Source organism: Bacillus sp. LBG-1-113, assembly GCF_020708615.1.
GTDB lineage: Bacteria > Bacillota > Bacilli > Bacillales > Bacillaceae > Bacillus > Bacillus mojavensis.
In genome coordinates, this window is the sequence record NZ_JAJFDG010000004.1 from 1 (window position 1) to 13705 (window position 13705).

Annotated in this window: 16 protein-coding genes, 2 tRNA genes, 2 rRNA genes and 1 pseudogene; 17 read left to right on the forward strand and 4 right to left on the reverse strand. The window is 42.2% G+C overall.

Annotated features, from left to right (window positions below):
* The 9 genes from LJF29_RS11820 to tsaD all read left to right on the forward strand — a co-directional run.
* Window positions 1–109: ribosomal RNA gene (locus tag LJF29_RS11820) — 23S ribosomal RNA — on the forward strand; the annotation flags it as partial.
* A gap of 53 nt (window positions 110–162) precedes the next feature.
* Window positions 163–278 (forward strand): 5S ribosomal RNA (gene rrf / locus LJF29_RS11825).
* Between the two features lie 22 nt (window positions 279–300).
* Window positions 301–377 (forward strand) — tRNA-Met (locus LJF29_RS11830).
* A 55-nt stretch (window positions 378–432) separates the two neighbouring features.
* Window positions 433–509: transfer RNA gene (locus LJF29_RS11835), tRNA-Asp, on the forward strand.
* Window positions 510–689: 180 nt separating this feature from the next.
* Window positions 690–1667 (forward strand): thiamine-phosphate kinase, encoded by a 978-nt coding sequence (gene thiL / locus LJF29_RS11840; RefSeq protein WP_168747075.1) that lies wholly within the window; start codon window positions 690–692, stop codon window positions 1665–1667.
* Window positions 1668–1681: 14 nt separating this feature from the next.
* Window positions 1682–2158 (forward strand): tRNA (adenosine(37)-N6)-threonylcarbamoyltransferase complex ATPase subunit type 1 TsaE, encoded by a 477-nt coding sequence (gene tsaE, locus LJF29_RS11845; protein ID WP_010333203.1) that lies wholly within the window; start codon window positions 1682–1684, stop codon window positions 2156–2158.
* Window positions 2139–2828 (forward strand): tRNA (adenosine(37)-N6)-threonylcarbamoyltransferase complex dimerization subunit type 1 TsaB, encoded by a 690-nt coding sequence (gene tsaB, locus LJF29_RS11850; protein ID WP_229148704.1) that lies wholly within the window; start codon window positions 2139–2141, stop codon window positions 2826–2828. Before tsaE ends, tsaB begins: the two co-directional genes overlap by 20 nt.
* A gap of 9 nt (window positions 2829–2837) precedes the next feature.
* The gene (rimI, locus tag LJF29_RS11855; protein ID WP_010333205.1) at window positions 2838–3293 is read left to right on the forward strand and encodes a ribosomal protein S18-alanine N-acetyltransferase; all 456 of its coding nucleotides are present in this window, start codon (window positions 2838–2840) and stop codon (window positions 3291–3293) included.
* The gene (gene tsaD, locus LJF29_RS11860; RefSeq protein WP_229148705.1) at window positions 3286–4326 is read left to right on the forward strand and encodes a tRNA (adenosine(37)-N6)-threonylcarbamoyltransferase complex transferase subunit TsaD; all 1041 of its coding nucleotides are present in this window, start codon (window positions 3286–3288) and stop codon (window positions 4324–4326) included. The genes rimI and tsaD overlap by 8 nt, the downstream gene beginning before the upstream one ends.
* Before the next feature lie 226 nt (window positions 4327–4552).
* Here the strand turns inward: tsaD and abc-f are convergent, their stop codons facing one another.
* Window positions 4553–6481: a ribosomal protection-like ABC-F family protein gene (abc-f, locus tag LJF29_RS11865; RefSeq protein WP_229148706.1), complete on the reverse strand. Its 1929-nt coding sequence runs from the start codon at window positions 6479–6481 to the stop codon at window positions 4553–4555.
* Between the two features lie 126 nt (window positions 6482–6607).
* On the opposite strand from abc-f, the gene moaC reads away from it, so the two are divergent.
* The 4 genes from moaC to tatC are packed head-to-tail and all read left to right on the forward strand — an operon-like array spanning window position 6608 to window position 8727.
* Window positions 6608–7120: a cyclic pyranopterin monophosphate synthase MoaC gene (moaC, locus tag LJF29_RS11870; protein WP_010333208.1), complete on the forward strand. Its 513-nt coding sequence runs from the start codon at window positions 6608–6610 to the stop codon at window positions 7118–7120.
* Complete coding sequence (locus tag LJF29_RS11875) at window positions 7117–7764, forward strand: redox-sensing transcriptional repressor Rex (protein WP_010333209.1); 648 nt, start codon at window positions 7117–7119, stop codon at window positions 7762–7764. Before moaC ends, LJF29_RS11875 begins: the two co-directional genes overlap by 4 nt.
* 21 nt (window positions 7765–7785) lie before the next feature.
* On the forward strand, window positions 7786–7959 hold the full coding sequence (tatAY, locus tag LJF29_RS11880) for a sec-independent protein translocase protein TatAY (RefSeq protein WP_010333210.1): 174 nt from the start codon (window positions 7786–7788) through the stop codon (window positions 7957–7959).
* A gap of 6 nt (window positions 7960–7965) precedes the next feature.
* A complete protein-coding gene (gene tatC, locus LJF29_RS11885) occupies window positions 7966–8727 on the forward strand; it encodes a twin-arginine translocase subunit TatC (RefSeq protein WP_229148707.1) in 762 nt (253 codons plus the stop codon).
* A 45-nt stretch (window positions 8728–8772) separates the two neighbouring features.
* Here the strand turns inward: tatC and LJF29_RS11890 are convergent, their stop codons facing one another.
* The gene (locus LJF29_RS11890; protein WP_010333212.1) at window positions 8773–8964 is read right to left on the reverse strand and encodes a YdiK family protein; all 192 of its coding nucleotides are present in this window, start codon (window positions 8962–8964) and stop codon (window positions 8773–8775) included.
* Window positions 8961–9695: a CPBP family intramembrane glutamic endopeptidase gene (locus tag LJF29_RS11895; protein ID WP_010333213.1), complete on the reverse strand. Its 735-nt coding sequence runs from the start codon at window positions 9693–9695 to the stop codon at window positions 8961–8963. Before LJF29_RS11895 ends, LJF29_RS11890 begins: the two co-directional genes overlap by 4 nt.
* 237 nt (window positions 9696–9932) lie before the next feature.
* Between LJF29_RS11895 and groES the strand changes: the two genes are divergently transcribed.
* Together groES and groL are read left to right on the forward strand one after the other, a co-directional pair.
* A complete protein-coding gene (groES, locus tag LJF29_RS11900; RefSeq protein ID WP_003155970.1) occupies window positions 9933–10217 on the forward strand; it encodes a co-chaperone GroES in 285 nt (94 codons plus the stop codon).
* 46 nt (window positions 10218–10263) lie between these two features.
* Entirely contained in the window at window positions 10264–11898 is a 1635-nt protein-coding gene (gene groL, locus LJF29_RS11905; protein WP_010333214.1) for a chaperonin GroEL, read from the forward strand.
* A gap of 47 nt (window positions 11899–11945) precedes the next feature.
* On the opposite strand, the gene LJF29_RS11910 is transcribed toward groL, so the two are convergent.
* The gene (locus tag LJF29_RS11910; protein WP_229148708.1) at window positions 11946–12590 is read right to left on the reverse strand and encodes a hypothetical protein; all 645 of its coding nucleotides are present in this window, start codon (window positions 12588–12590) and stop codon (window positions 11946–11948) included.
* Here LJF29_RS11910 and LJF29_RS11915 point away from each other — a divergent pair.
* Window positions 12558–12842 (forward strand): annotated as a pseudogene (locus tag LJF29_RS11915) (abhydrolase domain-containing 18); the annotation flags it as partial. The gene LJF29_RS11910 and the pseudogene LJF29_RS11915 sit on opposite strands and share 33 nt — an antisense overlap.
* A gap of 144 nt (window positions 12843–12986) precedes the next feature.
* The gene (locus tag LJF29_RS11920) at window positions 12987–13676 is read left to right on the forward strand and encodes an alpha/beta hydrolase (protein WP_267496046.1); all 690 of its coding nucleotides are present in this window, start codon (window positions 12987–12989) and stop codon (window positions 13674–13676) included.
* Window positions 13677–13705 lie beyond the last annotated feature (29 nt).

The window sequence follows — 13705 nt, forward strand, 5'->3', positions numbered from 1 at the left end:
TTCCGCAAGGAAGTAAGATCCCTGAAAGATGATCAGGTTGATAGGTCTGAGGTGGAAGTGTGGCGACACATGGAGCTGACAGATACTAATCGATCGAGGACTTAACCTAATTTCTAATGATGTCACACCTGTTATCTAGTTTTGAGAGAACACTCTCAATTGTTTGGTGGCGATAGCGAAGAGGTCACACCCGTTCCCATGCCGAACACGGAAGTTAAGCTCTTCAGCGCCGATGGTAGTCGGGGGTTTCCCCCTGTGAGAGTAGGACGCCGCCAAGCTGTTTTATCTTAATTATATCATCGCGGGGTGGAGCAGTTCGGTAGCTCGTCGGGCTCATAACCCGAAGGTCGCAGGTTCAAATCCTGCCCCCGCAACCAAAAAAATCTATCCTTTTAAATAAGGAGTGCCCAAAGGGTGCAACCAAATTAAAATGGTCCGGTAGTTCAGTTGGTTAGAATGCCTGCCTGTCACGCAGGAGGTCGCGGGTTCGAGTCCCGTCCGGACCGCCATTTATTGTAAACGAAACGATCATGTTTTCGTTTTTTTTGTGTTTTCTTTTATTGCGTCTTTTGCTTGGTATGATAACCAAGCTTTCTTTATATCAGCAACATCTTGGATATTTCAGCATAATCCGATACACTAGATACAGTACATATAAAACATGGTCAGACCAAAAGGAGGTTTGGTTAATGGATGAGTTTGATTTAATTAATAGTATTACTCCTCGGACCATTCACCATTCTTCCGTTGATGTAGGAATTGGAGACGATGCCGCTCTTTACACAGCGAAAAACGGTGTGCAGGAAATTGTATGTGTCGATACAATGGTAGAGGACGTGCATTTTAAATTGAGCTATTCTTCGCCGGAGGACATTGGGTATAAGGCGTTAGCCATAAATATAAGTGATATTGCCGCTATGGGAGGTATTCCTAAGTTTTATTTAGTGTCACTTGCAGTGCCTTTAAAATGGACGGAATCAGAAATCAAAGCAATGTATGAAGGAATGAATGAACTGGCGAAACTATATTGTATGGATCTGATTGGCGGTGATACAGTTTCTACTTCCGATAAACTAGTCGTCACAGTGACTGTGATTGGGGAAGTTGAAAAGGGACGTGCCTGTTTGCGCAGTTTGGCAAAGCCGAATGATATTGTCTTTGTCACTGGTGAAATCGGTTCTTCTGCCGCTGGACTTTCATTGCTGCTAAAAGAGTCTTCCCATCCGGAAACATCATTTGAAACAAATTACTTTATCAATAGGCATAAGCGGCCTCAGCCAAGAGTGAGTGTTGGCAGACTATGCTCGAACGCTCAGCGTGTGGCTCTTAATGATATTAGTGACGGATTGGCAAGTGAACTGCATGAAATTGCAGAATCCAGCTCCGTTTCAATAGAAATTGACGAGAGCCTACTTCCAGTTCATCCAGACTTGCCTAAGCTGAATTCCAAATGGAAGGAATGGGCTTTGTTTGGCGGAGAGGATTTTGAACTGACTGGGACGATCTCAAAGGAAGACTGGGATGTGTTAGAGCAGGAGTGCTGCAGACTTCAACTGCCAATTAAAAAGATTGGATGTGTCCGGGAAAAGACAGAATCCAATGTCATATTAAAGACAGAAGAAGAAACAATGACTTTAGAGAAAAAAGGATATAATCATTTTAAATAAGACGGGTGACTCGTGTGAAGCAATTAAAATGGAGAACTGAAAATCCTGAAGAAACAAAAGCGATTGCGAAGCTGACTGCATCGTTTTCAAAGCCTGGGGACGTCCTGACATTAGAGGGCGATTTAGGAGCTGGAAAAACAACCTTTACAAAAGGTTTTGCTGAAGGGCTCGGAATTACACGTGTTGTAAACAGTCCGACGTTTACAATCATAAAAGAATATAACGATGGTTCACTTCCTCTTTATCATATGGATGTATACAGAATGGAAGACGAGAGTGAAGACTTGGGACTTGATGAATATTTTCACGGACAAGGTGTCTGCTTAGTGGAGTGGGCACATTTAATTGAAGAGCAGCTTCCGCAGGAGCGACTGCAAATTGTCATTAAAAGAGCTGGTGATGATGAAAGAGAGATCACCTTTACAGCGGTGGGGAATCGGTATGAAATGCTTTGTGAGGAGATAAGTAGACATGACAATATTAGCGATTGATACATCGAATTATACTTTAGGCATAGCGCTGCTTCGGGACAACACTGTCATAGCAGAATACATCACTTATTTAAAAAAGAATCATTCTGTAAGGGCGATGCCTGCTGTTCATTCTTTGCTGAATGATTGTGATCTAACCCCGCAGGATCTTTCTAAAATTGTTGTTGCAAAAGGTCCAGGCTCGTACACAGGGGTGAGAATCGGTGTAACAATTGCCAAAACACTTGCATGGTCTTTAAACATTCCGATTTCTGCTGTATCAAGTCTTGAAGCGCTGGCGGCAAATGGACGTCACTTTGATGGTCTAATCAGCCCTATATTTGATGCGAGACGCGGACAGGTGTATACAGGTCTTTATGAATATAAAAGCGGGCTTTTAGAGCAGGCTGTTCAGGATCAAAACGTGATGCTGACAGAGTGGCTGGAGATGCTAAAAGAGAAGGATTGCCCTGTTTTGTTTTTAGGTCATGATACATCCATACACAAGGAGACGATACTGGATGTATTAGGAACAAAAGGAGTCATAGGGCCTGCGGCTCAGCATAATCCCCGCCCTTCAGAATTGGCTTACGCAGGTGCGGATAGGGAAGCTGTTGATATTCACGGGCTTGTGCCGGATTATTTACGGCTTGCAGAAGCAGAAGCGAAATGGATTGAAAGTCAAAAGTAGGGTGATAGGATGAAAACAAAAGCAGCAGTCAGAAAAATGCAGCTTAATGATGTTGATCACGTATACGATATTGAAACATCCTCCTTTACGTCTCCCTGGACGAAGGATTCGTTTTATCATGAATTGCTTGAAAATCCATATGCCCACTATCTCGTGATTGAAAAGGACGATTGTATCGCGGGTTATTGCGGAATTTGGATTGTGATGGATGACGCCCAAATCACAAATATAGCGATTAAACCAGAGTATAGGGGCCAGTCTTTAGGAGAAGCACTTTTTCGTTCAGCTCTCGAGCTTTGTAAAGAAAAAGAGGCGAGGCGGCTTTCGCTTGAAGTGAGGGTTTCCAATCACCCTGCTCAAAGCTTATATAAAAAGTTCGGGATGCAGCCCGGTGGAATAAGGAAGAACTATTATACTGATAACGGGGAAGATGCGTTAATTATGTGGGTGACGATAAATGAATGAGGAAAAAGATTTTTATATATTAGGAATCGAAACGAGCTGCGATGAAACGGCAGCAGCGATTGTAAAAAACGGAACAGAAATCGTCTCGAACGTTGTGGCCTCTCAAATTGAAAGCCATAAACGATTCGGTGGGGTTGTGCCGGAAATTGCATCAAGACATCATGTGGAGCAAATCACTTTAGTGATCGAAGAGGCTTTCCGTAAAGCAGACATGACATATCGTGATATAGATGCGATTGCAGTTACTGAAGGCCCTGGATTGGTGGGAGCACTGCTAATCGGGGTAAACGCCGCTAAAGCATTGAGCTTTGCGCATCATATTCCGTTAGTTGGAGTCCATCATATAGCGGGCCATATATACGCAAACCGCCTGGTAGAAGAGATCGTTTTTCCAGCGCTTGCATTGGTCGTTTCCGGCGGCCATACGGAATTGGTTTATATGAAAGAACACGGTTCATTTGAAGTGATCGGGGAAACACTCGATGACGCAGCAGGGGAAGCTTATGACAAAGTGGCAAGAACGATGGGGCTCCCGTATCCAGGCGGACCGCAGATTGACAAGCTTGCGGAATCAGGGAATGACACTATTCCTCTGCCTCGCGCATGGCTTGAAGAAGGTTCTTATCATTTCAGCTTCAGCGGGCTGAAATCCGCTGTGATCAATACGCTTCATAACGCGGCTCAAAAAGGACAGGTCATTGCGCCGGAAGATCTTTCTGCCAGTTTTCAGAATAGCGTCATTGATGTCTTAGTGACAAAAACGGCACGCGCTGCAAAAGAATATGGTGTCAAACAGGTTCTTTTAGCCGGCGGAGTTGCTGCAAATAGAGGGCTCAGAGCGGCGTTACAGAAGGAATTCTCCCAGCATGAGGGGACAGCGCTCATCATTCCTCCGCTATCCTTATGTACAGATAATGCTGCAATGATTGCTGCGGCCGGTACTATTGCTTTTGAAAAAGGGATTCGCGGATCATATGATATGAATGGCCAGCCTGGTCTTGAACTGACTTCTTATCAAGGTCTCACGACATAATGACGTGAGGCTTTTTTATTGTTATTAACAGATGATTCTCAATTTATCCACATATCTGTGAGTCATTATGGAGATATAAATGGATAAAGGGGTTGAGAGGCTGTTAATAAAGTGGATAAATTCAGAATATTTTGTGGATATTGTGTATAAATCGCTTTCTTCGTTTGCTTATAAGGCTATTTTCTGTGGATAAAAAGCACCTCTAAAAAAGAGGTGCTTGACTTTTTTAATCTTCTTCTGTGGATAGTTCTTCCCATTCTGATAATAGGTTTTCCAATTCTTGATTGAGTTTCTCGTTGTCAGCGTGAATGGCTTGTACCTTTTCGTGGTCCTGATATACTTCCGGATCACAAAGTAATTCATCATTGTGACTGATTTTTTCTTCTATGGTTTGAACTGTCGTTTCAATTTCTTCTATGCGTCTGAGTCGTTGTCGTTCTTTCTTTTTCCATTCTTTTTCTTCCTCATAAGAACGTTTAGAGTCGGATTTCATTGCAGCCGTGGCTTTTTCAGTTTCCTCTTGCTGTTTCATTTTCTCCAATTCCAGCTGCTGTGTTTTTTTCTCTGTATAATAATCGTAATCTCCGAGATATTCTTCAATATGGTTTGGAGAAAGCTCATATACCCTTGTTGCGATTCTGTTAATAAAATATCTGTCATGTGAGACAAATAACAATGTACCCGGATAATCGATCAAGGCGTTCTCGAGAACTTCTTTGCTGTCTAAATCAAGATGGTTGGTCGGCTCATCAAGAATGAGAAAGTTAGCTTTTTGCAGCATCAGCTTGGCCAGGGCCACTCTTGCTTTTTCGCCCCCGCTTAGGGAATGGACGGGTTTAAGCACATCATCCCCGGAGAATAAGAAATTTCCGAGGCACGTTCTGATTTCTTTCTCTTGAAGCTCCGGATACTCGTCCCACAGCTCATCAATGACGCGTTTAGAGGAGGTCAGCTCAGCTTGTTCCTGGTCATAGTAACCGATACTGACATTTGAGCCGTACGCTATTGTTCCCTGATCCGGCTTCAGTGTGTTTATTAATGTTTTCAGCAAGGTTGATTTTCCGATTCCGTTGGGACCTACAAGAGCGGCGCTTTCTCCTCTTGTCAGCCTAAACGAAACATCTGTCAGAAGCGGCGGCTGGTTTTCATAGCTGATGGTCAAATCCTGAACCCGCAGGACCTCGTTCCCGCTCTGTTTTGTAATATCAAAATGAAAATTTGCTGATTTTTCGTCGCCGAGCGGTTTTGACATGACGTCCATCCGTTCAAGCTGTTTCCGCCGGCTTTGTGCTCTTTTTGTCGTTGAGGCTCTCGCCAGATTTCGGTCTACAAAGTCCTGCAGCTTAGCGATTTCATCCTGCTGTTTTTCATACAGCTTAAGATCCTTTTCATATTGGGCAGCTTTCTGATCGAGATAAGCGCTGTAGTTGCCGTGATACTTTTTGCTTTCTGATCTAGATACCTCGTACACCTGATTCACCACTTTATCCAAAAAGTAGCGGTCGTGAGAAACAATCAGAATGGCGCCTGAATAGCCTTGCAAATAATGTTCAAGCCAGGTCAGCGTATTAATGTCCAGATGGTTGGTCGGCTCATCTAGAATGAGAAGGTCAGGCTGTGTTAACAAAAGCTTACCCAAGGCCAGTCTTGTTTTCTGACCACCGCTCAGGCTTTGCACCTGCGTTGAATCGTCAAAATGACTGAAGCCGAGACCGTGCAGCACAGATCTGACATCTGCTTCATATTGATAGCCGCCTTTATCTTTAAATTCCTGCTGAAGGCGGTCGTAGGTTTTCATGATGCTTTCCAGTTCACCTGGGTCAGCTGCCGCCATTTTTTCTTCTATGTTGCGCATTTCTTTTTCCATTGTTTTTAAGTGATCAAAAACAGTCAGCAGCTCTTCTTTTATGGTAAGCTTAGAATCCAAGCCGGTATGCTGGGCTAAGTAGCCCATTGTGATATCTTTCGGCTTGATAACTTCACCCTTTTCATATGAAAGGTGACCTGCGATAATTTTAAGGAGTGTAGATTTCCCCGCGCCGTTTCTTCCGACAATTGCGACGCGATCACGGTTTCTGACTTCCAGCTTTATATTGTTTAAAATAGTATCAGCACCAAATGATTTGGAAAGCTGATTAATTTGTAAGATCATCATATTATTTCACCTCTGCTATAATAAGTTAAGTGTAGCTTATGAACCAGAACTCAGCAAACAATACATTGACCGGATAAGACATAGAGAAGAAAATAGTGTATGATCTGTTTAAGGAGAGTTTTTACTATGAATGGATTTTCTCATTTTAATGAACAGGGCAGAGCCCAGATGGTGGATATCAGCGAAAAATCTTCGACTGTCCGTACTGCGGCGGCTGTATCAAGCGTACACATGAAGAGTGAAGTGTACGAGAAAATAAAAAGCCATGATATCGGCAAAGGAGATGTACTTGCTGTCGCTCAGGTGGCGGGCATTATGGCTGCAAAGCAAACATCAAATATCATTCCGATGTGCCATCCGCTATCCTTGAGCGGGGTCGATATTTCGTTTGACTGGAAAATAAAAGAAACAGAAGTTATACTTCATATAAAAGCACAGGTCAAAACGAAAGGGAGTACAGGTGTGGAAATGGAAGCGCTAACTTCTGCATCGGTGTGTGCCCTTACTGTTTACGATATGTGCAAGGCGCTTGATAAGGGGATGGTCATCGGCCCTACCTGCTTGCTGGAAAAGACAGGCGGGAAAAACGGTGACTTTAAAAGAGAACTATCCGAGTATAATTTGGAGGACCAAAAATGAATAAGGATCAATCAAAAATTCCGCAGGCGACGGCAAAACGGCTGCCGCTTTATTATCGCTTTTTAAAGAATCTGCATGCGTCAGGAAAACAGCGTGTATCATCCGCTGAACTCAGTGATGCCGTAAAGGTTGATTCTGCCACGATTCGCAGGGATTTTTCCTATTTTGGAGCTCTTGGCAAAAAAGGATACGGATATAATGTTGATTATTTGCTGTCATTTTTCCGAAAAACACTTGATCAGGATGAAATGACAGACGTTATCTTGATTGGTGTCGGGAACTTAGGAACAGCATTTCTTCACTATAATTTCACAAAAAATAATAACACGAAAATTTCTATGGCTTTTGATATAAATGAGAGTAAAATAGGAACTGAGGTAGGCGGTGTGCCCGTCTTTAACCTAGATGATCTTGAAAAACATGTAAAAGGCGAATCAGTTGCCATTCTGACAGTGCCCGCAGTTGCGGCCCAATCGATTACCGACAGATTGGTTGCGTTAGGGATTAAGGGTATTCTTAATTTTACGCCGGCCCGTTTGAATGTGCCGGAACACATTCGAATTCATCATATAGATTTAGCTGTAGAGCTTCAGTCACTTGTTTATTTCTTGAAGCATTATTCTGTTTTAGAGGAAATCGAGTAACCGGAAAGGAGGAGCCCAAATATGCCGATCGGTCCTGGAAGCCTTGCTGTTATCGCAATCGTTGCTCTGATTATCTTTGGTCCCAAAAAGCTGCCTGAGTTGGGAAAAGCGGCTGGAGACACACTTCGTGAATTCAAAAACGCTACTAAAGGATTAGCGAGTGATGATGAGGAAAAAAAGAAAGAGAATCAGTAAGTTAGGATGACACAAATGAAAGTGAATCAAATGTCGCTGCTGGAGCATATTGCGGAGCTTCGAAAACGATTGCTGGTTGTGGCGCTGGCGTTTGTCGTTTTCTTTATCGCGGGATTTTTTTTAGCAAAGCCGATTATAGTGTATCTGCAAGAAACGGATGAAGCGAAGGAGCTCACGCTCAATGCGTTTAATCTGACAGACCCGCTTTATGTGTTTATGCAGTTTGCGTTTATCATCGGGATTGTCCTGACTTCGCCGGTTATTCTTTACCAGCTTTGGGCTTTTGTGAGCCCGGGTCTCTATGAAAGGGAACGCAAAGTAACGCTCAGCTACATTCCGATCTCTATTTTGCTGTTTTTAGCGGGTTTATCTTTTTCCTATTATATTTTATTTCCTTTTGTTGTCGATTTTATGAAACGGATCTCTCAGGATTTGAATGTCACTCAGGTAATTGGAATTAATGAATATTTTCATTTTCTTCTGCAGCTGACGATTCCGTTTGGACTGTTGTTTCAAATGCCGGTCATCCTTATGTTTTTGACAAGGCTTGGAATTGTGACACCGATGTTTTTAACGAAAATCAGAAAGTATGCGTACTTTACGCTGCTTGTGATTGCTGCTCTGATTACACCACCTGAGCTTTTGTCTCATATGATGGTGACTGTTCCGCTCTTGATTTTGTATGAAATCAGTATTTTAATATCGAAGGCTGCCTATCGGAAAGCGCAGAAAAGCAGTGCTGCCGATCAGCAGGACGTTTCTTCTTAGCCATCATAAAAAATCCATTTCTCATAGAAGAGAAATGGATTTTCTTTATTTCTGGTTTTTCTTTGTTTTAAATGAAAAGGCGAACATCTTAAAAGAAATGCTGATGTTGTATGCAGCAAACACCATCAGCAGGATGGAGTAAAATGACCACATGCTGCCTGGTGAGCTTGCGGCGAGATAAGTAAAGATGCACCCTACGGCAAAGTAGATCATTCCCCACACTATCGGGTTTCTCATGAAAGTAATCCTCCAATAATCAATTGCATTTGTGTGCTTTGCTGTTCAAGGTATTTCTGAACAGGCTCAAGCTGCATAATGACGACGAATGTATTCATCATTACATGGGCGAAAATCGGCACCCAAATCCGTTTGGTTCTCGCATATAGAAATGCAAAGGTAAAGCCCATTGCTGTATACAGCAGAAGGTGCGTCAAATCGGCATGAACAATTCCGAAAATAATGGAGCTGATCAGTCCGGCAATAAAGAAATTCGTTTTTTCGTACAGCGCGCCGAAAATGATTTTTCTGAAGATGATTTCTTCTAATATTGGCCCGATGATAGAAGAAACGATAATCATAAGCGGGACTGCCTGAATCACATCCAGGATGGCTTTTGTATTTTCTGATTCTCTTCCGATGCCAAATACATAATATTCAATAGAACCGGCTATTCCTTGAGAGAAAAGGGCTATGAAAAAACCGGCTATCGCCCAAAGGATCGATAGTCCGACAGAGTCTTTCTTTTCGTTTCGCAACGTAGTTTTAGGCACAGTTCGGAGAATGAGCAATACAACAATCAGACAGGCAATAAAACTGATGACGGACCATAATCCCTGCGCGTGCAGCAGATTTTCTTTTGTGGGCTGTCCTCCCGCATAACCGAATTTAAATAACAAGGGAATCCCGATTACTGCTGAAAACTGCATGATGATATATGTCAAAATAATAAACCAATACTGTTTTCTCAAATGGTATGTACTCCTTTGTTAAGTGGGTTTCTTTTGTCTACAGCTATTGTAACATAATTGAACGGGGGTGAAAAAACCAAGGGATATCAGAGCTGAAAAGAATGATGTAAGCGTGAAAAATTTTTTATCTTATCACTTGAAATTGGAAGTCAGATTCTTTATTATAAGAGTTGTGTTAGCACTCTTTAGTGCTGAGTGCTAAAATTACATATTCATACTATTGAGGAGGTTATTACATTGTTAAAGCCATTAGGTGATCGCGTTGTCATTGAACTCGTAGAATCTGAAGAAAAAACTGCCAGCGGAATTGTGTTACCGGATTCTGCAAAAGAAAAGCCGCAAGAAGGCAAAATCGTGGCAGCTGGTTCAGGTCGCGTGTTAGAAAGCGGAGAGCGCGTTGCTTTAGAAGTAAAAGAGGGCGACCGCATTATCTTCTCAAAATACGCAGGTACTGAAGTGAAATACGAAGGTACTGAATACTTAATCTTACGTGAAAGCGACATTTTAGCTGTTATCGGCTAATTCTTAAATAAACAACTACTTAAAAATTCGAGGAGGTTTCGTACACATGGCAAAAGATATTAAGTTTAGTGAAGAAGCTCGCCGCGCAATGCTTCGCGGTGTTGATGCACTTGCTGATGCTGTAAAAGTAACTTTAGGACCAAAAGGACGCAACGTGGTTCTAGAGAAAAAATTCGGTTCTCCGTTAATCACAAATGACGGTGTAACAATCGCTAAAGAAATCGAACTTGAAGACGCGTTTGAAAACATGGGTGCTAAGCTTGTAGCTGAAGTAGCCAGCAAAACAAACGACGTTGCCGGTGACGGTACAACAACTGCGACAGTTCTTGCGCAAGCAATGATCCGCGAAGGCCTTAAAAACGTAACAGCAGGCGCTAACCCTGTAGGCGTGCGCAAAGGTATGGAACAAGCTGTAAACGTTGCGATCGAGAACCTGAAAGAAATTTCTAAGCCAATCGAAGGCAAAGAATCTATCGCTCAGGTTGCTGCGATCTCTGCTGCTGATGAGGAAGTCGGAAGCCTTATCGCTGAAGCAATGGAGCGCGTAGGCAACGACGGCGTTATCACAATCGAAGAGTCTAAAGGCTTCACAACTGAGCTTGAAGTTGTTGAAGGTATGCAATTCGACCGCGGATATGCGTCTCCTTACATGGTAACTGATTCTGATAAGATGGAAGCGGTTCTTGACAATCCTTACATCTTAATCACAGACAAAAAGATCACAAACATTCAAGAAATCCTTCCTGTGCTTGAGCAGGTTGTTCAGCAAGGCAAACCATTGCTTCTAATCGCTGAGGATGTTGAAGGTGAAGCTCTTGCAACACTTGTTGTGAACAAACTTCGCGGCACATTCAACGCAGTGGCTGTTAAAGCTCCTGGCTTTGGTGACCGCCGTAAAGCAATGCTTGAAGACATCGCTGTCCTTACTGGCGGAGAAGTCATCACAGAAGATCTTGGCCTTGACCTGAAATCTACTGAAATCGGACAATTGGGACGCGCTTCTAAAGTTGTGGTTACAAAAGAAAACACAACAATCGTTGAAGGCGCTGGCGAAACAGATAAAATTTCTGCACGCGTCACTCAAATCCGCGCACAAGTGGAAGAAACAACTTCTGAGTTCGACAGAGAAAAATTACAAGAGCGTCTTGCTAAACTTGCTGGCGGCGTAGCTGTCATCAAAGTCGGCGCTGCGACTGAAACTGAGCTGAAAGAGCGTAAACTTCGCATCGAAGACGCCCTGAACTCAACTCGCGCAGCTGTTGAAGAAGGCATCGTATCCGGTGGTGGTACAGCGCTTGTCAACGTATATAACAAAGTCGCTGCAGTTGAAGCTGAAGGCGATGCGCAAACAGGTATCAACATCGTGCTTCGCGCGCTTGAAGAGCCAATTCGTCAAATCGCGCACAATGCAGGTCTTGAAGGATCTGTCATCGTTGAGCGCCTGAAAAACGAAGAAATCGGCGTAGGCTTCAACGCTGCAACTGGCGAATGGGTAAACATGATCGAAAAAGGGATCGTTGACCCAACGAAAGTAACACGCTCTGCACTGCAAAACGCAGCTTCTGTAGCAGCAATGCTCTTAACAACTGAAGCTGTTGTCGCTGACAAACCGGAAGAAAATGCCGGCGGCGCAGGAATGCCTGACATGGGCGGCATGGGCGGTATGGGTGGAATGATGTAACACCGACAAAAAACCCTTGATTTACAAGGGTTTGTCGGTAACGGACGTCATTTTTGATGCCCTTTTGATGCAATTTTTAGATTTTCGAGGCTTCTCATGAGTTCACCGAACTTGTGAGAGGCTTCTTTTTTCTGTTTTTTGTGGTTTGATTTTTTCAGCACTGTTTTATATCGATTTTCAATAGTTTTGATAAACGCTAGATAACACCGGTATGGACTATTCAATCGATCAAAATACAAAATTTTATCATACAATCCGTGCTTTATTTGCATCTTGACTTTATTTTGGTTTACTTTGTGCTTTTTAAGGACTCGCAGGACGGACCTCGTCTTCGACTGCTGAAAACCAGAAGTGAGTTGAATTCCATCTTCTCGAAAAATAACACGAGGCATTTTCTTGGGATGTAGCCAGAAACCAACCTTTGGTACCTTTCTCTCTATTGCAGACAGGAGACAATATTGGTATACTCTCATATGACAAAAAAAGACCCAGTTATCTAGATAAATAGTGCCACCAACACTCTTAAACGGTTTCCCCGGGAAAGCACTGTCAAAGAGAAATCCTATTAAAATGTCTATTTTTGCTGCTTTTTTTGCTACTAAAAGACGATGTTTTCCTTGCAATAAGGAACTCGTCTTTTTTGTTAAGTATAAAGAGAAACTGTCGATGGAGATAGATCCTTTCACCAACATCTTGATAAAATCCGTTCCGACTCTATGGAGATAAACAATCCAATTATTAACTCTAATATTCGTTTTTTGATTATCAAGGAGGACTTAATCGTGCATTTCTCAGAAATGATAGATCGCTTGGCATTATATGATTTACACAGAAAAAGAAGCAAAGATAAACATTTTTCTGTTGCTTTTACAGCCAATATAAATGATAGAGAAGAATTTTACAGTGCTAATATAGCTGATGTTTCAATTGATTTGAATGAATCAGGAAAAAATTATAAGATTGGAACCTTTAGCTATGAATCTTTAATTCAATCTGGGAATCCTGTTAATGATACTTTAAAAGGGGAGGTTTTTTTAAATGAAAATGATATAGATCAACCCAATGTTATCTTTGCACATGGCTGGCGCATGGATTCGTACAATAGAATCAAAAACATATTTCATAAACGTATAATGAACGATTTAGGCTGGAACATGTATTATTATTCTCTTCCATACCATTTTGAAAGAGAACCGGAAAATTCATTGTATAGTGGCGAATTGATGATTAGTGCAAATATTGATCGTACAATTGAGTCGTCAAGACAGGCCGTTGTAGATTTACGAGCGTTAATTCACTGGATAAAAGCAAATAAAAAAGGGCCTGTTATCATAATGGGAGTAAGCTTAGGGGGATGGGTTACGAATCTAATTGCTACCCTAGAATCCCAAATTGATGTAGTGGTATCAATCTTTTATGCCAATCGCCTTTCTTATTCAATATGGAACACGATCCCAGGTAAATTCATAAGAGAAGAATTAGAACAAAATGGTGTGACCTATGAAGATTTAGTGAAATATTGGAATATCACAGTTCCTAGTCAAGCCTTACCGAAAGTTAATAAAGATAACATTCTGCTGATTTCTGCTAAACATGATCAGTATATTGACTTAAAAGATGCAGATTCTTTATGGGCAAGTTGGGGGAAACCGAAAAGATATGTCTATAATTGTGGTCATTCCGGCATTGTTCTTTGCCGCAAAAAGCTGGCAAATGATACGCTTTCCTTTATACGAGAAAGAATACACACGGGAAAATCTGGTTCAGTACATTTGTAGACATTAATAAGAAACAAAAGGCCAACTGC